We start from the raw sequence: 22,377 nt of genomic DNA, 5'->3' as shown, positions 1-22,377 counted from the left end.
CCTGATGGCGTCGACCGAAGTGTGGCGAGCCCTGGGGAACGGCAGGTGAACGCCAGCCCAACGGATGCGCGGGCGCGGGGCTCGCGGATGTCGGCGGCGAGGCGGAGACTGGTGGCATGCCAGAACTGCCCGAGGTCGAAGCGCTCGTGGGTGACCTCGGGCGCCGCCTCGGCGGCCAGGTGGTCGACCGGTTCGAGCTCGTCTCGTTCGCGGCGCTCAAGACCTTCGATCCCCCGGCCTCCGCTCTGGCCGGCGAGACCGTGAGGGGTGTGCGGCGGCACGGCAAGTTCCTCGACCTCGAGATCGGCGAGCTGCATCTCGTGCTGCACCTGGCGAGAGCCGGCTGGATCCGCTGGCGCGACGGCCCGCCTCCCCCGCCCACCGGCAAGCCCGCGCGCGGTGCCCTCGCCGCTCGACTCGTGCTCGCGGGAGGCGACGGCCTGCCCGCCGGCGCGGGGTTCGACGTCACCGAGGCAGGCACCAAGAAGAGCCTCGCGCTGTACGTGGTGCGCAACCCGTCTGAGGTGCCCGGCATCGCGCGGCTCGGCCCCGATCCGCTCGATGCCGCCTTCACCGAGGAGGTCTTCGCGCGCATCCTGGCCGACGCCGGGCGTGCTCAGATCAAGGGGGTGCTGCGCAGCCAATCGCTCATCGCGGGCATCGGCAACGCCTACTCGGACGAGATCCTGCACGCGGCCCGCATGTCGCCCTACAAGCCCGCTTCCATGCCGGCCGCCGACAGGGTGCTGCTCTACGAGGCGCTGCAGCGCACCCTGCGGGAGGCGGTGGCCCGCGCCGACGGCGTCGCGGCGAGCGAGCTCAAGGGCGAGAAGAAGTCGCACCTGCAGGTGCACGGCCGCACCGGAGAGGCCTGCCCGGTCTGCGGCGACACCGTGCGCCAGGTGACCTTCGCCGACTCCTCGCTGCAGTACTGCCCCACCTGCCAGACGGGAGGCAAGCCCCTCGCCGACCGCGTGCTCTCCCGCCTCCTCAAGTAGCGGTGCCGCCTACGGCACGAGGTGGCCGGAGGCGCGGAAGAGCTCGTACCACTCGGCCCGGGTGAGGGGCAGGTCGGAGCCCTGCGCCGCCCCCGCCACGCGCTCGGGGCTCGTGGTGCCGAGCACCACCTGCATCTGCGCGGGGTGGCGTGTGATCCAGGCGGTAGCGATGGCGATGGGCGGCACGTCGTACTGCGCGGCGAGCCTGTCGATCACGGCGTTGAGCTCGGGGTAGTCGGGCGAATCGAGGAAGACGCCGTTGAAGAAGCCGGCCTGGAACGGCGACCAGGCCTGGATGGTGATGTCGTTGAGGCGGCAGTAGTCCACGATGCCACCGCCGTCGCGCGTGACCGACTGGTCCTCGCCGAGCATGTTCGTCGCCACGCCCTGCGCGATGATCGGCGAGTGCGTGATGGAGAGCTGCAGCTGGTTGGCCACGATCGGCTGACGCACGTACTTCTTGAGCAGGTCGATCTGCCTGGGCGTCTGGTTGGAGACACCGAAGGCGCGCACCTTGCCCGAGCTCTCGAGCTCGTCGAACGCCTTCGCGACCTCTTCGGGCTCGACGAGCGCGTCGGGGCGGTGGAGCAGCAGGATGTCGATGCGGTCGGTCTGCAGGGCCTCGAGCGACGCCTCCACCGACGAGACGATGTGCTCGTAGGAGAAGTCGAAGTACGGCCCCTCGCGCACGATGCCGGCCTTGGTCTGGATGGTGATCGCGTCCCGCTCGGCGGGCGAGAGCTGCATGGCCTCGGCGAAGCGCCGCTCGCAGCCGTGCAGGTCGTCGCCGTAGACGTCGGCGTGGTCGACGAAGTCGATGCCGGCGTCGCGGCCGGTGCGGAGGAGCTCACGCACCTCGTCGTCGGTCTTCTCGGTGATGCGCATGAGCCCGAGGACGACGTTCGGAACGGTGATGTCGGTGCCTGGCAGAGTGAATGTCTTCATGAGCCCCACGCTAGTAGGGTTCCCGCATGAGCGAACCGCGGTGGTTGGACGACCAAGAGGCCGATGCCTGGCTGCAGCTCCTGTCGGTCTTCGAGTACCTCCCCGGGGCCATCGAGACGCAGTTGAAGAGGGATTCCGGCCTGGGCCGGTTCGAGTACTCGGTGCTGGCGATGGCCTCCGGATCGCCCGGCCGCTCGATCGCGATGCTGCAGCTGAGCGAGCTGGCGAACGGCTCTCTCTCGCGGCTCTCGCACACGGTCACTCGCCTGGCGGAGCGCGGGCTCGTGACGCGCACCCAGAAGGGCGGCACCCGATATGTCACCCTCACCGAGCTCGGCTGGGAGACCCTGCAGGCCGCCGCTCCCGGGCACGTCGAGGAGGTGCGCCGCCTGGTCTTCGATCACCTCCCGGAGGATTCCGCCGCTCAGCTGGCCCAACTGCTGCGGCCGATCGCCGAGAACCTCCGGAGGTCAGCTCCCCGATCCTGATTTACTTGACGATTCAAGTAGATTGAGCTACTCTACTTGAATCATCAAGTAGATCGCAGTTGTCGCGATCGGCGGAGAGAAGTCGGGAATGCCATCGCAGCCGAGCGGACCGCAGGGTCTGCGCATCGGGATCATCGGAGCCGGCCGGGTGGGCACGGCCATCGCCAGAGCAGCCGTGGCCGCGGGTCACTCCGTGAGCGTCGCCGGATCGGGAACGCCGGACGAACTCGCGCTCGTGGCCCGCTTCACCATGCCGGGCACCCGCATCGGCAGCGCGAGCGATGTCACCGCCCACGCCGATCTCGTGGTCCTCGCGGTTCCGCTCAAGAAGTTCGCCACGCTCGACCCGGCCGTCTTCGCCGGGCGCACCGTGATCGACGTCATGAACTACTGGGAACCGCTCGACGGGCACGTGCCTGGGTTCAGCGACGCCGAGGCCCCCACGAGTGAGCTCGTGCAGCGCGCGCTCCCCCTCGCCGAGGTGGTCAAGACGCTCAACCACATCGGCTACCACGAGCTCGAGGCCGACGCCCGTCCGCCAGGAGCGCCCGACCGAAGGGCCCTCGCGATCTCGTCGGACCACGAGGAGGCGGCGCGACTCGTGGCCGACTTCATCGACTCCCTCGGCTACGACCCGGTCTTCACCGGACCGCTCAGCGGCTCCGCGGTGCTCCAGCCGGGCACCCCCATCTTCGACGACCGGCTCGACGCCGACCGCACACGTGCCGCCCTCGGCACGACCGCATCAACCGCACCGACCGCACGAACCGCACTGCAGGAGGCATGACCATGGAACTCGGGATGATGAGCTTCGGATCGCTCGAGAACGATCCCGCGACCGGAAAGCGCGTCAGCACCGCGCAGGGCATCCGCAATCTCGTGGAGGCCATCAGGGTCGCCGAAGAGGTCGGACTCGACTGGTTCGGTGTGGGCGAGCACCACTCGTTCACGATGCCGTCGTCGAGCCCCGCCACCGTGCTCGCGGCGGCCGCGATGGTCACGAACCGGATCCGCCTCTCGAGCGCCATCTCCGTCATCGGGGCCGACGACCCCGTGCGCGTCTACCAGCAGTTCGCGATCGTCGACGCCGTCTCGAACGGTCGGGCCGAGATCATCGCCGGTCGCGGATCGGCCGCCGATCCGTTCAAGCTCTTCGGCCACTCGCTCGAGGACTACGACGGGCTCTTCGCCGAGAACTACGAGCTGCTGCTCAAGCTCGACGAGTCCGAGCGCATCACCTGGTCGAGCACGTTCCGGGCCCCCCTCGAGAACGCCGAGGTGGTCCCCCGCCCCGAGCAGAGCGAGCTGCCGATCTGGCTCGGCACCAACGGCAACCCCAACTCCGTCATCCGCGCCGCCAACCTGCACTCGCGCATCTTCTTCAGCATCGTCGGCGGAGACCCGATCCGGTTGAAGCCCCTCGTGGAGCTGTACCGCGAGGCCTCGGCGCAGACCGGCACACCCGAGCACAAGCGCACGGTCGGCTTCGGCGCGCTCGGCTTCATCGCCGACGACGGCCCCGCGGCCCGCTCGGGCTTCTACGACCGCATGACTGAGCGCACGAACGACATGGGCGGCACCTCGCGCATCCCCCGCCCCCTCTACGACCGGCAGGTCGCGCCAGGCGGCTCGTTCTTCATCGGCGATCCCGAGGAGATCACCGAGCGCATCCTGACCGTGCACGAGCAGCTGGGCCCCGACCGGTTCGGCTTCGAGAGCGACTGGGGGCGCATGCCCCACCGCGACCTCCTCCACCACATCGAGCTCCTCGGCACCGTGGTGAAGCCCGCCGTCGACCGCGAACTGGGCACCGCGGCGACGAGCTGACCGCAGCGGTCAGCCCGTCCTACTCCGCTGCGCCCTGACGGGCGCCGCTACGCCTCCACGACCGCGACCGCCTCGCTCCGCGACCCCCGGGTGCGGATCTCGTCGCTCCACGCGAGCGCGATGCCCAGACGGTGCGAGAGCAGCGCCTGGTAGTCCTCGCGCAGACCCGTGTCGGCGTGCACGGCCTCCGGGCGCACCCCGACGCCGCTGCAGAAGGTGGCGAGCGCCCCCGCCGCCTCGCCGATCGACCATTCCACCGGGTGCAGCCGGTAGGCGCCGTTGGTGATGTGGGTGCTGCCGATGTTCTTATTGCACGCGAGGAGGTTCGAGACATCCCGCGGAATGAGTGCCCCGAGCGGGATCTGGAACGGGTAGCAGTCGATGTCGACGTAGCTGCGGCCGGCCGTCGACGGGTGCAGATCGATGCGGTAGAAGCCGATTCCGACGCTGTCGTCGAAGACCGCCGATCCGGCCCCGTCTCCGCGCATGTCGCGGCCGATGTGGCCTTCGGTCACGGTGAAGAGGGCCCGGATGCGACGGGATTCGCGGATGTACGCCTCTTTCGCCAGCCCGTCGGCGGTGCCGAGCACGTCGCCGCGTGGTCTCAGCTCGGGGTAGCCCTCCCCGCCGTCGGCCCGCGGAGCCTCCGTCTGCATCCAGTAGATGAACGACCTGGTGAGCTCGCGGGCCCCCTCGAGGGCTGCGGCCTTGGCCGCCGCATCCACGCCCACCAGGGGCGCGTCCCAGTAGTCCACCTGCGGCCAGTTGACGAGGGTGACATCGTGCCCGGCCCACTCCGGCACCATCATGCGGCGCGACAGGATGCGGCGGTAGTGCCACAGGTCGAGGTCGTCGCTCCAGACCGCCGCCTCCGGGGTGCCGAAGAAGATCGGCCGCGAGCGGGCCTCGAGACTGATCGGCTCCACGTCGACCCACGACAGCTGCGGGCCAGGCCAGAAGGCGGGAACGGCCGAACGCCAGTGGTCGTAGTGGCGGGGGCGGTCGATCACGTGCGACTCCCCCGGTCGCAGCTCGAGGGCGGCGCACCAGGTGATGGCCTGCTGGTCGAGGGGGTCCGCGACGTCGGGCGCGTGCAGCTCGCCCGTCTCCGAGGCCGCCTCGGCACCCACCACGTGGTCGACGGCGCCGAGCTCGAGGAGGTCGCCGAGCTCCGTCGCATCCGCCACGATGCCGCCCCGCAGCACCACCTCGTCACCGGTCCGGCGGTCGACGAGTCGCACCGCCTCGATGCGATCGCCGTCCCGCAGCACCTCAACGGGCTCGTGCTCGGTCAGCACCGTGAGCATGCCGGAGGCCTCGAGCGGCGAGATCATCTCGCGGATCGCGAGGTGGGCCACCCGGGGCTCGTGGCACAGTCGCGAGACGAAGCCCGCTCCCGGGTTGAGCTCGACGACCGCTCCGATGCCCTCGGCCAGCGGATACTCGCGGCGGTAGTGGTCCCGGATTCGCTCGCGCAGCTCGGTGTAGCTCGGTGAGATCGCCTGGCGGTCGATCCATTCGTGCTCGTCGGGCGGAACACCCTGGCTCGTGAGCTGGCCGCCGAGCCAGTCGCTCGCCTCGGTGAGCACGACTCGCGTGCCCAGCCGGGCGGCGGTGAGGGCGGCGGCGACGCCGCCGAGTCCCCCGCCGATGACCACGAAGGGTGCCTCGAGATGACGAGTGGGCATGGTGGATCCTTTCTGTGGGCTGGTCAGCCCTTGACGCTGCCGTCGGCGAGGCCGGAGATGAAGCTGCGTTGGTTGAACAGGAAGACGATGAGCACGGGGATGGTGGCGATGACCGTTCCCGCCATGAGGGGCCCGTACTGCACGTTGCCGCTGCCGAGGAAGCGGGCGAGAGCGAGCTGGACGGTCTGCACCTCCTCCGAGCTGGTCACGACGAGGGGCCAGAGGAAGTCGTCCCAGACCCCGGTAAAGGAGAAGATCGCCACCACGGCGACGAGCGGTTTCGCGAGCGGCAGGTACACGCTCCGGAAGATGCGCAGCTCGCTCGCCCCGTCGACCCTCGCCGCCTCGCCGAGCTCGAGAGGTGCCGAGCTGAAGAACTGACGGGCCAGGAAGATGTTCATGGGCATCACGACGTAGGGCAGGATGACGCCGGCGAGCGTGTCGAGCAGACCGCTGCCGCCCTGGCCCAGGATGTCGTTGCCCCCGACCAGCGGGATCCCTCTCGCCATCAGGAACAGCGGGATGAGAGTGACCGAGATGGGGATCGCCGCCGTCGCGATGAGCGTGTAGAACACCGCCCGGCTGCCGGGGAACGGCAGCATCGCGAACGCATAGCCCGCCAGTACCGCGAGGATGCAGTTGCTCGCCACGGTCACGCTCCCCACCACGGCCGAGTTGAACAGCGCTCGCGCGAGGTCGGCGTCGATGAACGCCGTGGCGTAGTTCTCGAGGGTCGGCTCGGCGGGAATGAGCGACACCGAGCCGAACGCGTCGTTCGGCGGCGTGAACGAGAGCGAGATCACCCAGACGAAGGGGGTGAGCACCGCGAGGGTCACGAGCACCAGGATGACGATCGAGCCGATGCGCCCTTCGCCCGGCGCGCCCCGCATGCGGCGGAGGGCGCTGGCTCGTCTCGTGTCGGCGGAGGCGGTCACTTCTGTCTCCCTGTCACTCCGCGCACAGCCAGCACCGAGAAGCCCACGATGAGGGCGAACAGCACGAAGGCCATCGCCGATGCCGAGCCGAGCTGGTTGTACTGGAACGCTTCGTTGTAGATGAGGTAGTTGACGGTGGTGGTGCTCCCGAGCGGTCCGCCCCCGGTGAGCACGTAGATCTCGGCGAAGCCCTGGGCGAGGTAGATGATGTCCATCGCTACGACGTACACGAGCATCGGCCTGAGCCCCGGGAGCGTCACGTAGCGGAACGCGTTCCAGCGCCCGGCGCCGTCCATCCGCGCCGCCTCGTAGAGCTCCTTGGGAATCGACTGCAGGCCGGCGAGGAGCAGGACCATGTTGCTGCCGAGGGCCTTCCAGACGCGCATCGCCGACACGGCGTTGAGGGCGGAGTCGGAATCGAGGAGCCAGCTCTGGCTCGGGAGCCCGATGCCGTTCAGGATCTCGTTGAACAGGCCCGTCTGGGAGTACATCCAGAGCCAGACCATGCTCACCGCCGTGAGCGAGACGATGTGCGGCACGTAGAGGGCTGAACGGAAGATCCCCACCCCGCGGAACGGCCGGTTCACGAGCAGGGCGAGCACGAGAGCGATGATCACCGTGATGGGGAGCACCTGCAGCACGTAGCGACCCGTCACGAGGAGCGCGTTGCCGAACTCCGCGTCGCCCAGCAGGTCGGTGTAGTTGTCGACCCCGGTGAACTCCGGCCCGGAGCGACTGAGCGGGCTGTACGACGTGAACGAGAGCACGAGGCCGTAGATCACGGGCACGAGCTGGAAGATCACGACGTAGAGCGCCGCGGGCAGCACGAACACGAGGCCGACGATCGCCGAGCGGCTCCAGCGCCGCTGCCGGCGGACGGTGGGTGGGGCCGCCCCGGCGGGAGCGGGTGTCGCCGCTCCCGCCGGAGGGAGGATGGTCGCCGTCATGTGCTCGCCTAGCCGTTCGCCGAGAGGATCTTGTCGGCTTCGACGGCCGCGCGGTCGAGCGCGTCCTGCGACGACATCGTCTCGTTCAGCGCCTGCTCGAGCTCCTTGTCGAGGGAGTCCCTCACCTGCGTCCAGCCCACCACGTTGGGGTTGGCGACGAGGAACTCGGTCTGGGAGAGGAACATCGAGATGACCGGGCTGCCGGTGGCGTAGTCGCTCTCGGCGGCCGATGCCCGCACGGGTATCGAGCCCGTTCCCTCGGTGTACTCGGTGCTGACCTCCGGCGAGAGCATGTAGTCGATGAACTGCCAGGCGAGGTCGGGGTTCTCGGTGTCGGAGTTGATCATGAGGCCTGCTCCCGCTCCTCCGAACGCCGCGGGGTCTCCCCCCTCGAAGCCGAGCGCAGGCATCACCCGCAGATCCTTGTCGGGGGCGCTCGCGAGGATCTGCACCATGCCGGGGGCGCTCTGGACGGTCATGGCCGCGGTGCCCTGCACGAGCGGCTGCTGCGCGGGAGGAGCGTTCAGGTAGTCCTCGCCGAGATTCGCCGACACCGCGTCATCGCCCACGTAGAGGTCGGTGAAGAAGTCGAGTGCTGCCGCTCCCTCGGAGGAGGCGAACTCGGCGGCGGTGCCGTCGTCGTTCACGAGGGTTCCTCCCGCTCCGGCCAGCAGGGTGGTGAACGACTGCTGGCGCGCGAGCGCCTGGCTCGGCATGAGGAACCCGGATCGCGTGATGGTGCCGGAGTCGTCGCGTTCGGTCAGCGCCTGGGCGGCCTCCATGAGCTCCTCCCAGGTCGAGGGGGGAGCATCCGGATCCAGCCCGGCAGCGGTGAAGGCCTCGGCGTCGTACATCACGAGGTAGCCCTGGAGCGAGAGCGGCATGAGGTACTGGGTGCCGTCGACGGTTCCGCCCTCGAGAGCGGTGGCCATGTCGTCGCGGTCGGCCTGGTCGAGGGCCTCGACGTAGTCGTCGAGGGCGAGGATGCGGTCGTTCACCACGAAGTCGGCTGCCGCCGCCGGCCCGTGACCGAAGAGGTCGGGCGCCGTGCCCGCCGCGAAAGCCGAGTTGAGCTTGGTGGAGATGTCGGCCCAGTCCACGTAGGTGACCTCGACGGTCGCTCCCGTCTCCTCCTCGAAGGCGGGGACGATCGTGTCGGTCACCAGGTCGATCTCGGTCTGGTTGTTGCCGGGCATCCAGACGGTGAGGGTCTCCGCCTCGGCGCCCGTCTCCGATCCGGCGTCGGCCGAGCATCCGCCGAGAGCGAGCGCGGCGACGGCCACGGCGGCGATGCCGAGGGTCCTGGGGCGCAGGCGAGCTGTGCGAGTAACGTCCATGTTGACTCCTTATTCGTATTAGCAGGGCTTGTAGTGGCGGGGTTCGTATCGGCGAGCGGGTGGTGCGTTCAGGGGCGCGACAGCGGTCAGTCGCGCGGGGTTCTGGCGGGGGCGACCGAGAGCGGGGCAGGCTCGCCGCACGCGATCGGTTCGGTGAGCACGGGGTTCACGTCATCCTCGATCACGCCGAGCAGGAGGCGCACCGCCCGGCGTCCCATCTCGCGGCGAGGCACCTGCACGGTGCTGAAGACCTCGCCACCACGGGGGTCGGAGTCGAGGCTCACGACACTCAGAGCGCCGGGGACGTCGATGTCCGCCTCGACGACCGCTCGCCGCAGCGCGTGCGCGAGATCGTGGGTCTCGACGACGACCGCAGTCGTGCCGTCGTCGACCAGGAGGCGGAGCCAGTCCGCCGTGACGGCCTCGACGGCGAGTTCGTGCACCGTGACGCCGTCGATCCCCGCCTCGTCGGCATGCTGCCGGAAACCCTTCAACCGCTCGGCCTGAGCCGCTGCACGGGTGGTGGTGGCCAGGTAGGCGACATCGCGGTGGCCGGCCGCCGCGAGCATCTCTGCCACCGGCCGCATGGCGTCGGCGTAGGCAGCGGTGACGGCGGGGATCTCGATGCCGGCGACATCGCGGTGGCCGATGAAGACGAAAGGGAACCCCTCGTCGACGAGGCGAGCGAGCTCGTCGTCGTTGGTCTCGAAACCGAGCATGATGGCGCCGTCGGCGAGGCGGAGCCGGTTGCTGCCGTTGCCGTAGATGGTGCGCGTGCCGTCGGGGCGCTGCGTCGAGGCGAACAGCACGAGATCGAGGCCCTCCGCCACGGCCTGCTCCTCGATGCCGTTGAGGAACTCGTGGTAGTAGTCGTCCGGCGAGACCGGGAAGACGCGCTCGAAGGTGTGCACCCCGATGAGCCCGTTGCGCCCTCCCCGAAGCGACTGGGCCGCGATGTTCGGCACGTAGCCGAGCTCGGCCATCGACTCGCGGATGCGGTGCTGCGTGGACTCGGGGATGCGGTTCGACTCCGCACGGCCGTTGAGGACCATCGACACCGTGGCCTGCGACACCCCGGCGAGCCGAGCGATATCGCTCTGGCGGGGGGTTCTGCTTCGGACCACGGGGTAGCCTCCTTCGGCGTCGATAGCAGCGACCGTATCCGCTCATACGTATAAGTGTCAAGCGATCTCCGGATTGTAGTTATACGAATAAGCGGTTATGAAGGGGTCACACCCATTCAAGGAGGAAAGAGTGAGAACACTGACGTTCATCGCCGCCGCCGGCGCCGCCGTGGCGCTCGTGGCGGGCTCCCTGGTCGCGGCCCAGCCGGCGGCCCCGGCCTCGGCGGCCGCCACGACCTATTACATCGACTCCGTGGCCGGAAGCGACGCGAACCCCGGAACGAGTGCCTCGTCGCCGTGGAAGTCGCTCGCCAAGGCGAACGCCCTGACCGCGACCGCGGGCACCAGCATCCTGCTGAAATCCGGATCCGTCTGGAACGGCCAGTACCTCGATCTGAAGGGATCCGGCACCGCGGCGGCACCGGCGGTCGTGGGGCGCTACGGCGGCACAGCCCGCCCCGTGATCGACTTCGACGACACCTCCGTGGGGGGTGAGGGCTTCGGGGTGCGGATCACCAACGGGTCGTACTGGCACGTCGAGAACCTCGAGATCACGAGCGGCGAGTTCCCGACCTCGAAGCGCCGCAACGGCATCCTCGTCCTGGGCACGGGAGCGGGTGGAGGCGCGTTCCGCCACATCCACATCGTCGACAACTACGTGCACGACATCTTCGGCAACGACCGGCGCACGGGCGGGATCAACGTGCACGCGCGCCAGGCGTCGTCGACCTCCCCCGAGAGCACCTGGGACGACGTGCTGATCCAGGGCAACACGGTGCGCAACGTCGCCGACACCGGCATCCAGACGATGACGGATGCCCTGCTGCCGAGCTCGAACTGGACCCACGAGTACGACGCGTTCCAGCACGTGGTGATGCGGCGCAACACCGTCTCGGAGATCCACCGCGACGGGATCCTCGTGCGGGCGGCGGTCTCCCCACTCGTGGAGTACAACACCACCGACCTCATCGGCGAGTCCACCACGGCCGACACCGCGACCGTCGGCTACCTGCCGAACGTGGCCGTCGTCGCGGCGCAGTGGGCCTACTACTCAGACGGCGCCGTCTTCCAGTACAACCAGGCTTCACGAACGCGCCGGCTCGAGGGGGACGGTCAGCCGTGGGACTTCGACATCGGAGTGACCAACAGCGTCTACCAGTACAACTACAGCTTCGCCAACGAGGGCGGAGTGCTGCTCACCATGAACGCGACCTCGGGCAACGTGTTCCGGTACAACATCTCGCAGAACGACCTCGACCTCTCGGTCGGAGCCTTCCACGTGGTCTCGGGCGCGGGGAGCCTCGCCGTGTCCAACAACGTGTTCTACCGGAATCAGGGGCAGACGGGTGCCCTCACGAGCCCCAACCCCACCGGGGTCGTGGCGTACTCGAACAACATCTTCGTCACCACCGGCACCGGCGGCTTCACGGTGAACAGCGGGGCCTCGTACACGAACAACACCTTCGTCGGGGCCAACGCCTCCACGGTGCCGGATCCGCAGCGCATCACGGCCGATCCGCTCTTCGCGGCCCCCGGCGGCGCCACCGGCATCGCGGATGCGGCCGCCGCGTACACGATGGCCGCCTCGTCGGCCTCGCGCGAATCGGGAGCGCAGATCGCAGGCAACGGCGGCCTGGACTTCGCGGGAGGTCCGCTCTACAGCGGCGCACCGGACCGCGGGGCGGTCGAGGGCGGCGCCGCGGTGCTCTCGGTGGCCCTCTTCGGATCGGCGAGCACCGAGGGGTGGGCACCCGTCTCGGGCAGCTGGACCGTCGGAGGCACTCCGGGGGCTCTCACACAGAGCTCCTCGTCGGGCGAGGCCATCGCGAGCGCCGGGTCGACGGCCTGGACCGACTACACGATCGCCGCTCGCGTGGCCGTCACCACCCCCGGCGGCAACGCCGGAGTGCTCCTCCGCTACACCGACGCGTCGAACTTCCTCATGCTCCGGATGGATTCCGGCGCCTCGACCCTCGACCTCTACCGCAAGTCGGCCGGAGTGCTGACCCTCGTCGCATCGCAGCCGTTCGTGAGCCGGCCGGGCGAGTTCGTGAGCCTCCGAGCGGATGCCAGGGGCAGCACGATCACCGGCTGGGCCGACGGCCGCGCTCTCCTCACGTGGACCGCTCCGGCCGGCACCTTCACGGCCGGCAAGGTCGGGGTGCGCACGGCCTCCTCGACGGGCGCGTTCGACGAGGTGATCGTGCGCGGCTGAGCGGCGGAGGCCCCGGTTTCGCGCCGGCGGAGCCCGCGCGGCGTCTACCTCACCGGGGTGTAACGTACGGGCGGAAACGCCCGCGCCACGAGCGCGCGCAGCGATTCCATGCTCGAGTCCACCGCCACGAGACCCTGCGCCCGAGCCTGGATGAGCACGTTGCCGAGCGCGGTGGCCTCCACGGGCCCCGCGAGCACCGGGAGCCCGGTGCGGTCGGCGGTGAGCTGGCAGAGGAGTGCGTTCTGCGAGCCGCCGCCCACCACGTGCACGACCGAGACCGGGTGGCCCGACAGCTCGGCCGCCTGGCGGAGGGAGCGCGCATAGGCCTCGGCCAGGCTCTCCAGAATGCTGCGCGTCACCTCGGCGGGCCCCTCCGGCGCGGGCAGCCCCCTCGACGTGAACCACGCGCCGATGCGCGCGGGCATGTCGCCGGGAGGGATGAACGCGGGGTCGCCGGCATCGAACACACCGACGGGGCCGCGCACCTGCTCCGCCGCCGCCAGCAGCGAGGGAAGGCCGATGGTCTCGCCCGACTCCCGTTCCCAGTGCCGCACCGATTCCGAGAGCAACCACAGGCCGGAGACGTTCTGCAGGAATCGGGTGCGGCCGTCCACTCCCCCTTCATTCGTGAAGTTCGCGGCCCGACTGGCCTCGGTGATCACGGGGTGCTCGAGCTCGACCCCCACGAGTGACCAGGTTCCGCTCGAGATGTAGGCGAACCCAGACTCGGTGGCGGGCACCGCGACGACGGCCGACGCGGTGTCGTGCGAGCCGATCGCGGTGACCGGAAGGGAACCGGCGGCGCCGATCTCGGCCGCGACCCCAGGCAGCAGAGTGCCCACGACCGTGCCGGGTTCGGCGAGCGGAGGCAGAATGCGGGGCGGGATGCCGAGGCGCTCGGCGAGCGCGCGGTCCCACTGCCCGGAGCGGGCATCGAGCAGCCCCGTGGTGGAGGCGTTGGTGCGCTCGGCACGACGCGCTCCGGTGAGCCAGAACGCGAGCAGGTCGGGGATGAGCAGCATGGTGTCGGCGCGGTCGAGCCGGCCGCCGTCTCGTTCGGCGGCGAGCTGGTAGATCGAGTTGATGGGGAGGAACTGCAGGCCGTTCACGGCGTAGAGCTCGTCGAAGCCGGCGAGGGAGTGCACGGCATCGACGCCCCGGGAGGTGCGCTCGTCGCGGTAGTGGAACGGCGTGCCCAGCATCTGGTCGCCCTCGAGCAGGGCGTAGTCGACGGCCCACGAGTCGATGCCGATGCTGCCGACCCCCGGCTCATCGTGCACGGCCTTGCCGAGGCCGGCGAGCACGTTGCGGTACAGCTCGAGGATGTTCCAGTGCAGCCCGTCGATCGTGCGCACCGGCTGGTTGGGGAACCGCGCCACCGGCACGAGCCGCACCTCGTCGCGCCCCACGTACCCGAGCATCACCCTCCCGCTCGTCGCCCCCAGGTCGACGGCGGCCACCGCCCCGTTCATCAGCGGAGGAAGGCGGCGGCCACGCCGGCGTCGACGGGGATGTGCAGACCGGTGGTGTGGGTGAGGTCGGCGCCTGTGAGCACCGCGACCGCATTCGCCACGTGCGAGGGCAGCACCTCGCGCTTGAGCAGGGTGCGCTGGGCGTAGTAGGCGCCGAGCTCCTCCTCAGGCACACCGTAGACCGCGGCGCGCTTGGCGCCCCAGCCGCCCGCGAAGATCCCGGAGCCGCGCACGACGCCATCCGGATTGATGCCGTTCACCTTGATGCCGTGCTCGCCGAGCTCGGCCGCGAGCAGCCTCACCTGGTGCGCCTGGTCGGCCTTCGTGGCCGAGTAGGCGATGTTGTTGGGGCCGGCGAACACGGAGTTCTTCGACGAGATGTAGATGATGTCGCCGCCGAGCTCCTGCTCGATGAGCACCTTCGCGGCGGCCTTCGAGACCAGGAACGAGCCCTTGGCCATGACGTTGTGCTGCAGATCCCAATCGCTCGTGGTCGTCTCGAGCAGCGGCTTCGAGATGGAGAGGCCGGCATTGTTGACCACGAGATCGACGCCGCCGAAGGCGAGCACGGCCGCATCCACCGCGGCCTGCACCTCGGCCTCGATCGTGACATCGGCCTTCACCCCGATGGCGACGTCGGTCGAGCCGAGCTCGGCGGCCGCCTCCCGAGCCTTCGCGAGGTCGAGGTCGGCGATCACCAAGCACGCGCCCTCGGCGGCGAGGCGCGTGGCGATGGCCTTGCCGATACCGGATGCCGCACCGGTCACGAGCGCGATGCGCCCGGCGTGCGACTTGGGCTTCGGCAGTCGCTGCAGCTTGGCCTCCTCGAGGGCCCAGTACTCGATGCGGAACTTCTCGGCCTCGTCGATCGGCGCGTAGGTCGAGAGCGCCTCTGCGCCGCGCATCACGTTGATGGCGTTGATGTAGAACTCGCCCGCCACTCGCGCGGTCTGCTTGTTGGCCCCGTAGCTGAACATCCCCACGCCCGGGATGAGCACGATCGCCGGATCGGCACCCCGGAGCGGCGGCGAGTCCGGCGAGGCGTTGCGGTCGTAGTAGGCCTGGTAGTCCTCACGGTAGGCCGCGTGCAGCTCCTTCAGCCGTGCGATCGACTCCTCGACGGAGGCGTCGGCCGGGAGGTCGAGCACGAGCGGCTTCACCTTGGTGCGCAGGAAGTGGTCGGGGCAGCTCGTGCCGAGAGCTGCGAGCCGCGGATGCTCGGCCGACGCCAGGAAGTCGAGCACGACCGCGGCGTCGGTGAACGATCCGACCTGCGCCTTGTCGGTCGACGCGATGCCGCGGATGGCAGGCGCCAGCGCGGCCGCCTTCGCCCGGCGCTCCGCCTCGTCGAGCGGCCCGTAGCCGTCGAGAGCAGGCCCGAACGGATCGGCCCTGCCGTGCTCGGCGATGTACGCGGCGGCCGTGTCGATGATCCACAGCGAGTTGCGCTCCGCCTCCTCGCTCGTGTCACCCCACGCGGTGATCCCGTGCCCGCCGAGGATGCAGCCGATCGCTGCGGGGTTGTCGCGCTTGATGGCGGCGATGTCGAGCCCCAGCTGGAAGCCGGGTCGGCGCCACGGCACCCACACCACCTTGTCGCCGAAGACGGTCTCGGTGAGCGCCTCTCCATCGACCGCCGTCGCGATGGCGATGCCGGAATCGGGATGCAGGTGATCGACGTGCGCGGCATCGACGAGTCCATGCATGGCCGTGTCGATCGACGGTGCCGCACCTCCCTTGCCGAACAGGGTGTGGTCGAACGCGGCGACCATCTCGTCTTCGCGGTCGATGCCCGGGTACACGTTCTGCAGCGCCCGCAGGCGGTCGACCCGCAGCACGGCGAGGCCTCCCTCGGTGAGGGTGCCGAGGTCGCCTCCCGACCCCTTGACCCACATCAACTCGACAGGCTCACCCGTGACCGGATCGGTCTCGAGACCCTTGGCCGAGGTGTTGCCCCCGGCGTAGTTCGTGTTCTTGGGATCGGAACCCAGTCGGTTCGACCGGGCGATCAGGTCGGCGGCAGCTGCGTTGGTCATGGTGGTCTCCTTCGTCATCGGTTCTCTACGCTCCCCAGCCGGCCTGCACGCCGCCGGCGCGCTCGGCGACGATGCGCTCCTGGTAACCGGAGGCCTTGAACGCGGCAATGGGGTCGGCCGGCAGGCCTCGCGACTCGCGCCACGACGCCAGTGCCGGCCGCACATCGGTGTAGAACGCGTCCATCAGGATCCCGTTCGCGCCGAGCACGTCGTTCTCGTTCTGTGCGGCGAGCAGGGCATGACGGTCGACGAGCAACGCGCGCGCCGTCATCTCCTGCACGTTCAGCACCGAGCGCAGCTGCCCCACGATCTTCTCCTCGACGTTGTGGCACTGGTCGAGCATGAACGCCACCGGCGATCCGACGTCGTAGCCGCCGCCGCGCACCACCTCGAACAGGATCCGGAACAGCTGGAACGGATCCGCCGCCCCCACGATCAGGTCGTCGTCGGCGTAGAAGCGCGAGTTGAAGTCGAACGAACCGAGTTTTCCCAGGCGGAGCAGCTGGGCCACGATGAACTCGATGTTCGTGCCGGGTGCGTGATGCCCGGTGTCGAGACAGGTCAGTGCCTTCGGGCCGAGAGCGCTCACGTGGGCGTAGCTCGTTCCCCAGTCGGGAACGTCGGTGTGGTAGAACGCCGGCTCGAAGAACTTGTACTCGAGCACCAGGCGCTGGTCGTCGCCCAAGCCGTCGTAGATCAGCTGCAGCGACTCGTGCAGCCAGTCCTGACGCGAGCGGATGTCGCCCTGGCCCGGGTAGTTCGTGCCGTCGGCGAGCCAGATCTTGAGATCCTGCGATCCGGTCCGGTGCATGATGTCGATGCACTCGAGGTGATGGTCGACGGCCTTCCGGCGGGTGGCCGCGTCGCTCGAGGTCAGCGACCCGAACTTGTACGCGTCGTCCTGGAACGTGTTCGAGTTCACCGTGCCGAGCTCGACACCGAGATCGTTCGCGTAGGCGCGCAGAGCGGCGAAGTCGTCGACCTCGTCCCAGGGGATGTGGATCGCCACCTTGGGGGCGAGGCCCGAGTAGAGGTTCACTTGCGCCGCATCCGCGATCTTCTCCTCGGGCGTGCGAGGAGTGCCCGGAGTGCCGAACACCTTGAAGCGCGTGCCCGAGTTGCCGAACGCCCAGCTCGGCAGCTCGATGGCCTGACGCTCGAGGTCGGTCGCGATGTCGTTGAACTGCACCATGGTGAGGGGCCTTTCGGTTCAGAGGTCGATGGGTCGGTGTTCGAAGGCGGCCGTGCGCTCGGCGAGCGCACGGAGGAAGACGCGATAGCGGTCGTCGAGGGGTTCGAGCAGAGCGGGGTCGGGGGCGACCGTGCGACGTGGCCCGGCGAAGCGCGCCGCGACGGCCGCGAGCGGCTCGCCGCTGCGTGCAGCGGCGGCGAGTGCCGCTGCACCACGGGCGCTCCCGGTGCCGGGGGTGACGACCACCGGGCGGCCGAGTGCAGAGGCACGGATGCGGTTCCAGACCTCGCTGGCCGCGGCCCCGCCCGCCACATGGTGGCGTCGGCGATCGACACCGAGGGCCTCGAGGCGCTCAAGGCCGAGTCGCTCGACGAACGCGACCCCTTCGTACACCGCCCGGAACCGTGCGTCGGCGTCGTCCGGCGCCGTGTCCCCCGGAACCGATGCACCGTCGAACAGCACGTCGAAGCCCGCGAACGCTGCATCGGCGATCGGGAACCGCTCTCCGCGGCGCGCCAACGGATACGAGACGATCGGCGACGGCCCGCGGCCGGCGACGGCCGCACTGCGCTCGGCGGGATCGATGTCGGCCGTCGCTCCCGAGCGCAGCACTCCGGCCCCGGTGTTCGAGGCCCCGCCGGGCCAGAATAATCCGTCGGGGGCCACGTGGGAGTAGATCCCCGCGGATTCGTCGACGACGTCGTGCGCCGAGACCGCCTTGAGCACGAGTGTGGTTCCGAGCACTCCTACGGTGTCGCCGAGAGCGACGGCCCCGGTGGCGATCTGCCCCGTCGATCCATCCGTCATCCCCGAGACGATCTGCACGCCCGGCGGGAGACCGAGTCGCGAGGCGACCGCTGCCGCCACCTCGCCGATGACCCGCCCTGGCGCCACCAACGCGGGCATCCGCTCGGCCGGCAACCCCACCGTCGCGAGCGCCTGCTCGTCCCACCGCGCGGCGACCGGGTCGATGCCGCTCTTCAGCGCGTGCGAGGTGTCCGAGGGCAGCAGCGTCCCGGCCAGTGCGGCCCCCACCACGTCGGGGGTGAAGACGAAGCGCGCGGGTGATGCCGGGCCGTGGCCGGCCGCGGCGTTCATCCAGGCCGCCCGGGCCAGCGCCCCTCGGGGTCGACGGCCGAGACCGGCTTCGGTGAGCATCCGCAGTTCGTCGCCACCCCGCGGGTCGTCGTAGAGCACGGCGTCGCCCACCGGCGCACCGGCCGCATCGACCGGCACGACCGTGCCCGAGGTGCCGGTGACCGAGAGCGCGCCCACGTCGAGAGATCGCGATCCGAGGGCCGCGACCACGGCCGCGATGAGCTCGATCGCGACGTCGCCATAGGCGGCGCGCTGCGTGCGCGATCGCTCTCGCAGCGGCAGCGGCGCCCGGCGCTCGGCGAGGGCCGCGCCCGTCGACTCGTCGACGGCCAGCACGCGCGCCTCGGCAGTGGCGAGATCGATGCCCAGAACGATGGTCACGCGCGCGCCTCCCCGAGCGAGAGGATGCGCGGGCCGAGTCCGTCGAGCGACGGAACGGCGAGATCCGGTTCGGCGAGCTGCTCCGCTGTCGGCATCGGAGCGGCCTCGCCGCGGAGCACCCAGACCGTGGCGAGCCCGAGGGCGGCCGCCGGCCGAACGTCGGTGTCGAGCCGATTGCCGATGTGCACGGCCTCAGCCGCGCGCACACCCGCCTCCGCGAGGCACCACTCGAAGAGCTCTGGCGAGGGCTTCTCGAAGCCCACGATCGCCGACACCCCCCACACGTCGATGTACGGTGCGACCCCGTCGCGTTCGAGCGCTCGGATGACGCCCTCCTCCTGATTGGCGAGCACCCCGACCCGCACCTGGCCCCCGAGCGAGCGGAGGAACGGCAGAACGTCGGGGTGGAGGGTGCCGGCCGGGTGCACCCAATGCCGCCGGGTGCGCTCGTGCAGCTCACCTCGGCGGGCACGATCGCCGAGGAACTCCTCGGCGAGCACAGCGCGGAGCGATCCCGCCTGAGCCGCGCGCACCTCGTCGTATCGCACACGGAAGACTGCTCGGTCGGCAGGGCCGAGTCCATCGGCGGCACGCACCTCGTCGAGTGCGGAGAGCACCGCCGCGACGTAGTTCTCGTCGTCGTAGATCGGCCCTCCCACGTCGAGGAACACGGCCTTGAGCTCGGCCATCACGCCCCCGAGAGGTTCTTGCGGCGCTCGATGAAGTCGGTGCGCTCGAAGTAGTGCGAAACAGTGTCGTCGCCGAGCCCCTGCACGCCCCCCACCGACAGCGCGTCGAGTCGCACCCGTGCGCCCTTGACCGTCATGAGAGTGATCGCCTCAGCGGCGCGCCAGCTGTCGGCGATCGCGACCATGCCGTGATTGCCGAGGAGAACGCAGGACGGCAGCGAATCGTGCACGTCGACGTACCCGCGGAGGCGCTCGAGGAACAGCCTCCCGAGATCTATGCCGGGGGCGGCATACGGCACGAAGAGAGGGGTGCCGATCACGACCGCCTCGTCGGAGTACACCCACTCGTCGAAGGCGGTCGCCGCGTGCACGCTCGCCAGCAACCCCACCACGGGGGTCGGATGCGTGTGCGCCACGAACGCCGTCGGTCGCACCGACTGCACGGCCGCGTGCACCAGGGTCTCGATCGATCCTCGGCGGCGCACCCCCTCGTGCACACCCGCATCGAGCAGCGAAGTCACATCCTCCTGCGTCGCACGGTCATCCTCCAGCAGCGCGATCAGCGGATCGACCTCGGTCACCACGAAGTCGTCGCGCGTGGTGGCCGCCATGTAGGCCCCCGATGCTTTCACCGCGATGCGGCCGTCACCGAGCCGCTGCGAGGTGTTGCCCTCCGCGAGGATGACGAGGTCCTTGACGGGGTCGCCCAGGGAGCGCGCGAGTGCGACGAGCTCGTCGCTCGTGAGCTCGGGCTGCCAGGTCGTCGTCATCGTGGTCCTCCAGAAGTCGGGTCGGAAGTAAGGACGGGGGCGGGTGCGGGTTCAAGCCCGGGCGAAGTGCGCGGCGCCGCCGTGGACGAGCGCACCACGAACTCGGGTTCGAGCAGTTCCCGATGGTGCTCGTGCGCCTCGCCCCTGTCGATCTCGTCGAGCAGCATCCGCACCGCACGGCGCCCCAGTTCGGCCCGCGGCTGCCGCACGGTGGTGAGCGGCACCACCGAGGTCGCCGCCCAGGAGAGGTCGTCGAACCCCACCACCGAGACGTCGTCAGGAACCCGGATGCCGCGCTGAGCGAACTCGATGAGCAGCCCGATGGCCACCAGGTCGTTGGTGCACATCACCGCCGTCGGCAGCTCCGAGAGCGGACGGGCGGCGAGCGCGGCTCCCGCTCGCCGCCCGTCGTCGATCTGCCAGGACTCGGTCGCCAACCGCTCCGTGCTCCCGGCCGCTGCGCCCACCGCGGCGACGAAGCCCTCGAAGCGGTGGTCGACCTGCGCGGTGCCGCCGAGGCTCCCCACGAAGGCCAGACGACGATGTCCGAGGCCCACGAGGTGCTCTCCCGCGAGCCGACCGCCGGCCAGATCGTCGGTCTTCACCCAGCAGCGCGGGGAGTCATCCGACACCCGGTCGATGTAGACGAGGGGTATTCCCCGACCGTCGAGTCGGTCGAGCCTCGGCTCGTCGTCGTGCACGGGGGTGATCATGATGCCGTGCACGCGTTGCTGCACGAGCACGTCGAGATTGTGCTGTTCCCTCGTGGCGTCTTCACCGTTGTGGATGATCACGACGCCCACTCCGAGTGCGTTGGCCTCCGCCTCGGCCCCGAGCGCGACATCCACGAAGAACGGGTTGCCGAGATCCGCGAGAGCGAGACCGAGGGTGCGCCCACGACCGCTCCGGAATCTGCGGGCCTGCTCCGTGGGGGTGAAGCCGAGGTCGGCGATGGCGGTGCGCACACGCTCGCGCGTCTCGGAGGCGACGTAGCCCGGCCGGTTCAGCACGTTGCTCACCGTGCCGGCCGACACGCCGGCGTGGCGTGCGACGTCCTTGATGGTCGCCATCCCTCTCACCTCCTCTGCTCGGCGGTCGGGGGCCGCGCCGCGAACGGCGTCGACCCCCGATGTGGCGTTCTCGATCGGACCGTTCGGGATCAGAACGTGAAGTCGCCGACGTTCTCCTTGTTGAACACGAACATCGGTCCGAGCACGATCTCGCCGCCCTCGCCCACGGTGTACTCGCCGAGCTTCCCGGCCTCGAAGGTGTCTCCTTCTTCACCGGTGATGGTGCCGGTGATCAGCGCGTCAGCAGCGTACGACGCGAGGTAGCCGAGGTCTTCGGGGTTCCACAGACCGAACTCCTCGACGATGCCGCTCTCCACGTACTCCGCCATCTCGCTGGGGAGGCCGAGACCGGTGACCCACACCTTGCCCTGGTACTCGGGGGTGTCGGCGAGGTAGTGCGCCGCTTCCTTCACCGACACGGTGTCGGGGGCGATGATGGCCTTGAGGTCCGGGATGGACTGCATGAGGCCCTGGGCCTCCTGGTAGGCCTTCTCGTCGACGTCGTCACCGTAGGCGACCTTGGCCACGGTGATGTTCGGGTGGTCCTTCTTGATCAGGGCCTGGATGGCGTCGACCCACGCGTTGAGGTTGGCCGCGTTCGCGCCGCCCGAGAGGATGGCGATCGTTCCGCCCTCCTCCCCCAGGTGGTCGGCGGTGAGCTTGACGAGGCCCTCGGCGATGCCGTCGACGGTCGCCTGGTTGACGAAGACATCGCGGCAGTCGGTGTCGGTGTCGTAGGCGACGACCTTCACACCCTGGCTGCGGGCCTGCTCGAGGTCGTTGCAGACCGCGGTGGGGTCGTTCGCAGCGATAGCGATCGCCTTCTGGCCGGTCTGGATGGCGGTCTGGATGAACGGCACCTGGTCGGCGGAGCCGGTGGCCGTGGGGCCCTCCTCCTTGAATGCCATACCGAGTTCCTCGGCACCCTCAGCGGCTCCCTTGTCGGACGCCTCGAAGTACTTGTTGCCGAGGCTCTTCGGAATGAAGGTGACACTGGCATCGCCTCCGCCGCCGGCCGCGGCACCGTCGGTGGAGCCGGGCGTGCCGGTTCCGCCGGCGCAGCCGGTGAGCAGGAGGACCGTAGCGGCCAGGGCGGCCGTGGTGACGGCCAGATTCTTGCGGGAGAGCCCGCGGGGTGTGAACCTCATTGTTCTGCCTTCCGTGC

Annotated in this window: 19 protein-coding genes; 5 read left to right on the top strand and 14 right to left on the bottom strand. The window is 69.8% G+C overall.

Annotated elements, in window-relative coordinates:
• The first annotated feature begins 116 nt into the window (after positions 1 to 116).
• Positions 117 to 998 (top strand): Fpg/Nei family DNA glycosylase, encoded by an 882-nt coding sequence (locus tag ACEXQC_RS12755; RefSeq protein ID WP_374822725.1) that lies wholly within the window; start codon positions 117 to 119, stop codon positions 996 to 998.
• 9 nt (positions 999 to 1,007) lie between these two features.
• Here ACEXQC_RS12755 and ACEXQC_RS12750 read toward each other — a convergent pair whose 3' ends face one another.
• Positions 1,008 to 1,943, bottom strand: a complete 936-nt coding sequence (locus tag ACEXQC_RS12750; RefSeq protein WP_374822722.1) for an aldo/keto reductase — start codon at positions 1,941 to 1,943, stop codon at positions 1,008 to 1,010.
• Positions 1,944 to 1,969: 26 nt separating this feature from the next.
• Between ACEXQC_RS12750 and ACEXQC_RS12745 the strand changes: the two genes are divergently transcribed.
• The 3 genes from ACEXQC_RS12745 (at position 1,970) to ACEXQC_RS12735 (ending at position 4,258) form a co-directional block, all read left to right on the top strand.
• On the top strand, positions 1,970 to 2,431 hold the full coding sequence (locus tag ACEXQC_RS12745) for a MarR family winged helix-turn-helix transcriptional regulator (protein WP_374822719.1): 462 nt from the start codon (positions 1,970 to 1,972) through the stop codon (positions 2,429 to 2,431).
• Between the two features lie 88 nt (positions 2,432 to 2,519).
• Entirely contained in the window at positions 2,520 to 3,218 is a 699-nt protein-coding gene (locus ACEXQC_RS12740) for an NADPH-dependent F420 reductase (RefSeq protein ID WP_374822716.1), read from the top strand.
• On the top strand, positions 3,215 to 4,258 hold the full coding sequence (locus ACEXQC_RS12735; protein WP_374822711.1) for an LLM class flavin-dependent oxidoreductase: 1,044 nt from the start codon (positions 3,215 to 3,217) through the stop codon (positions 4,256 to 4,258). Before ACEXQC_RS12740 ends, ACEXQC_RS12735 begins: the two co-directional genes overlap by 4 nt.
• Positions 4,259 to 4,305: 47 nt before the next feature.
• On the opposite strand, the gene ACEXQC_RS12730 is transcribed toward ACEXQC_RS12735, so the two are convergent.
• The 5 genes from ACEXQC_RS12730 to ACEXQC_RS12710 all read right to left on the bottom strand — a co-directional run bounded on the left by ACEXQC_RS12730 (position 4,306) and on the right by ACEXQC_RS12710 (position 10,289).
• A complete protein-coding gene (locus ACEXQC_RS12730) occupies positions 4,306 to 5,946 on the bottom strand; it encodes an FAD-dependent oxidoreductase (protein ID WP_374822708.1) in 1,641 nt (546 codons plus the stop codon).
• Between the two features lie 23 nt (positions 5,947 to 5,969).
• Positions 5,970 to 6,881: a carbohydrate ABC transporter permease gene (locus tag ACEXQC_RS12725; RefSeq protein WP_374822705.1), complete on the bottom strand. Its 912-nt coding sequence runs from the start codon at positions 6,879 to 6,881 to the stop codon at positions 5,970 to 5,972.
• On the bottom strand, positions 6,878 to 7,828 hold the full coding sequence (locus tag ACEXQC_RS12720; protein WP_374822702.1) for a carbohydrate ABC transporter permease: 951 nt from the start codon (positions 7,826 to 7,828) through the stop codon (positions 6,878 to 6,880). The genes ACEXQC_RS12725 and ACEXQC_RS12720 overlap by 4 nt, the downstream gene beginning before the upstream one ends.
• 8 nt (positions 7,829 to 7,836) lie before the next feature.
• Positions 7,837 to 9,165, bottom strand: coding sequence for an ABC transporter substrate-binding protein (locus ACEXQC_RS12715; RefSeq protein ID WP_374822699.1), 1,329 nt, complete (start codon positions 9,163 to 9,165; stop codon positions 7,837 to 7,839).
• A gap of 86 nt (positions 9,166 to 9,251) precedes the next feature.
• Positions 9,252 to 10,289: a LacI family DNA-binding transcriptional regulator gene (locus ACEXQC_RS12710; protein WP_374822696.1), complete on the bottom strand. Its 1,038-nt coding sequence runs from the start codon at positions 10,287 to 10,289 to the stop codon at positions 9,252 to 9,254.
• Between the two features lie 130 nt (positions 10,290 to 10,419).
• Between ACEXQC_RS12710 and ACEXQC_RS12705 the strand changes: the two genes are divergently transcribed.
• Positions 10,420 to 12,504: a 3-keto-alpha-glucoside-1,2-lyase-like domain-containing protein gene (locus ACEXQC_RS12705; protein ID WP_374822693.1), complete on the top strand. Its 2,085-nt coding sequence runs from the start codon at positions 10,420 to 10,422 to the stop codon at positions 12,502 to 12,504.
• 44 nt (positions 12,505 to 12,548) lie between these two features.
• On the opposite strand, the gene ACEXQC_RS12700 is transcribed toward ACEXQC_RS12705, so the two are convergent.
• From ACEXQC_RS12700 to ACEXQC_RS12665, 8 genes are all read right to left on the bottom strand, one after another.
• Positions 12,549 to 13,976, bottom strand: a complete 1,428-nt coding sequence (locus ACEXQC_RS12700) for a rhamnulokinase (protein ID WP_374822690.1) — start codon at positions 13,974 to 13,976, stop codon at positions 12,549 to 12,551.
• Positions 13,976 to 16,012 (bottom strand): bifunctional aldolase/short-chain dehydrogenase, encoded by a 2,037-nt coding sequence (locus ACEXQC_RS12695; protein WP_374822687.1) that lies wholly within the window; start codon positions 16,010 to 16,012, stop codon positions 13,976 to 13,978. Before ACEXQC_RS12695 ends, ACEXQC_RS12700 begins: the two co-directional genes overlap by 1 nt.
• Positions 16,013 to 16,037: 25 nt before the next feature.
• Positions 16,038 to 17,204, bottom strand: coding sequence for an L-rhamnose isomerase (rhaI, locus tag ACEXQC_RS12690; protein ID WP_374822685.1), 1,167 nt, complete (start codon positions 17,202 to 17,204; stop codon positions 16,038 to 16,040).
• An 18-nt stretch (positions 17,205 to 17,222) separates the two neighbouring features.
• Positions 17,223 to 18,683 carry an FGGY-family carbohydrate kinase gene (locus tag ACEXQC_RS12685; protein ID WP_374822682.1) on the bottom strand — a complete coding sequence of 487 codons (1,461 nt, stop codon included), beginning with the start codon at positions 18,681 to 18,683 and terminating at the stop codon, positions 17,223 to 17,225.
• Positions 18,680 to 19,372: an HAD family hydrolase gene (locus tag ACEXQC_RS12680; RefSeq protein ID WP_374822679.1), complete on the bottom strand. Its 693-nt coding sequence runs from the start codon at positions 19,370 to 19,372 to the stop codon at positions 18,680 to 18,682. The genes ACEXQC_RS12685 and ACEXQC_RS12680 overlap by 4 nt, the downstream gene beginning before the upstream one ends.
• The gene (locus ACEXQC_RS12675) at positions 19,372 to 20,142 is read right to left on the bottom strand and encodes a class II aldolase/adducin family protein (protein ID WP_374822676.1); all 771 of its coding nucleotides are present in this window, start codon (positions 20,140 to 20,142) and stop codon (positions 19,372 to 19,374) included. The genes ACEXQC_RS12680 and ACEXQC_RS12675 overlap by 1 nt, the downstream gene beginning before the upstream one ends.
• Positions 20,139 to 21,212 (bottom strand): LacI family DNA-binding transcriptional regulator, encoded by a 1,074-nt coding sequence (locus tag ACEXQC_RS12670; RefSeq protein WP_374822673.1) that lies wholly within the window; start codon positions 21,210 to 21,212, stop codon positions 20,139 to 20,141. The genes ACEXQC_RS12675 and ACEXQC_RS12670 overlap by 4 nt, the downstream gene beginning before the upstream one ends.
• An 89-nt stretch (positions 21,213 to 21,301) precedes the next feature.
• Positions 21,302 to 22,360, bottom strand: a complete 1,059-nt coding sequence (locus ACEXQC_RS12665; RefSeq protein WP_374822670.1) for a rhamnose ABC transporter substrate-binding protein — start codon at positions 22,358 to 22,360, stop codon at positions 21,302 to 21,304.
• Positions 22,361 to 22,377: the final 17 nt, after the last annotated feature.

Origin of the sequence: Herbiconiux liukaitaii (assembly GCF_041927495.1) — a bacterium.
In the GTDB taxonomy this organism is placed as follows: Bacteria; Actinomycetota; Actinomycetes; order Actinomycetales; family Microbacteriaceae; genus Herbiconiux; species Herbiconiux liukaitaii.
The sequence above is the reverse complement of the archived record's forward strand: the minus strand, read 5'-3'. Positions and strand labels throughout refer to the sequence as shown.

Excerpts from the sequence above, each read along its gene's own strand:
- ACEXQC_RS12755 (WP_374822725.1), top strand. The coding sequence starts at position 117 with ATGCCAGAACTGCCCGAGGTCGAAGCGCTCGTGGGTGACCTCGGGCGC.
- ACEXQC_RS12750 (WP_374822722.1), bottom strand. The coding sequence starts at position 1,943 with ATGAAGACATTCACTCTGCCAGGCACCGACATCACCGTTCCGAACGTC.
- ACEXQC_RS12745 (WP_374822719.1), top strand. The coding sequence starts at position 1,970 with ATGAGCGAACCGCGGTGGTTGGACGACCAAGAGGCCGATGCCTGGCTG.
- ACEXQC_RS12740 (WP_374822716.1), top strand. The coding sequence starts at position 2,520 with ATGCCATCGCAGCCGAGCGGACCGCAGGGTCTGCGCATCGGGATCATC.
- ACEXQC_RS12735 (WP_374822711.1), top strand. The coding sequence starts at position 3,215 with ATGACCATGGAACTCGGGATGATGAGCTTCGGATCGCTCGAGAACGAT.
- ACEXQC_RS12730 (WP_374822708.1), bottom strand. The coding sequence starts at position 5,946 with ATGCCCACTCGTCATCTCGAGGCACCCTTCGTGGTCATCGGCGGGGGA.
- ACEXQC_RS12720 (WP_374822702.1), bottom strand. The coding sequence starts at position 7,828 with ATGACGGCGACCATCCTCCCTCCGGCGGGAGCGGCGACACCCGCTCCC.
- ACEXQC_RS12715 (WP_374822699.1), bottom strand. The coding sequence starts at position 9,165 with ATGGACGTTACTCGCACAGCTCGCCTGCGCCCCAGGACCCTCGGCATC.
- ACEXQC_RS12700 (WP_374822690.1), bottom strand. The coding sequence starts at position 13,976 with ATGAACGGGGCGGTGGCCGCCGTCGACCTGGGGGCGACGAGCGGGAGG.
- ACEXQC_RS12695 (WP_374822687.1), bottom strand. The coding sequence starts at position 16,012 with ATGACCAACGCAGCTGCCGCCGACCTGATCGCCCGGTCGAACCGACTG.
- rhaI (WP_374822685.1), bottom strand. The coding sequence starts at position 17,204 with ATGGTGCAGTTCAACGACATCGCGACCGACCTCGAGCGTCAGGCCATC.
- ACEXQC_RS12680 (WP_374822679.1), bottom strand. The coding sequence starts at position 19,372 with ATGGCCGAGCTCAAGGCCGTGTTCCTCGACGTGGGAGGGCCGATCTAC.
- ACEXQC_RS12675 (WP_374822676.1), bottom strand. The coding sequence starts at position 20,142 with ATGACGACGACCTGGCAGCCCGAGCTCACGAGCGACGAGCTCGTCGCA.
- ACEXQC_RS12670 (WP_374822673.1), bottom strand. The coding sequence starts at position 21,212 with ATGGCGACCATCAAGGACGTCGCACGCCACGCCGGCGTGTCGGCCGGC.
- ACEXQC_RS12665 (WP_374822670.1), bottom strand. The coding sequence starts at position 22,360 with ATGAGGTTCACACCCCGCGGGCTCTCCCGCAAGAATCTGGCCGTCACC.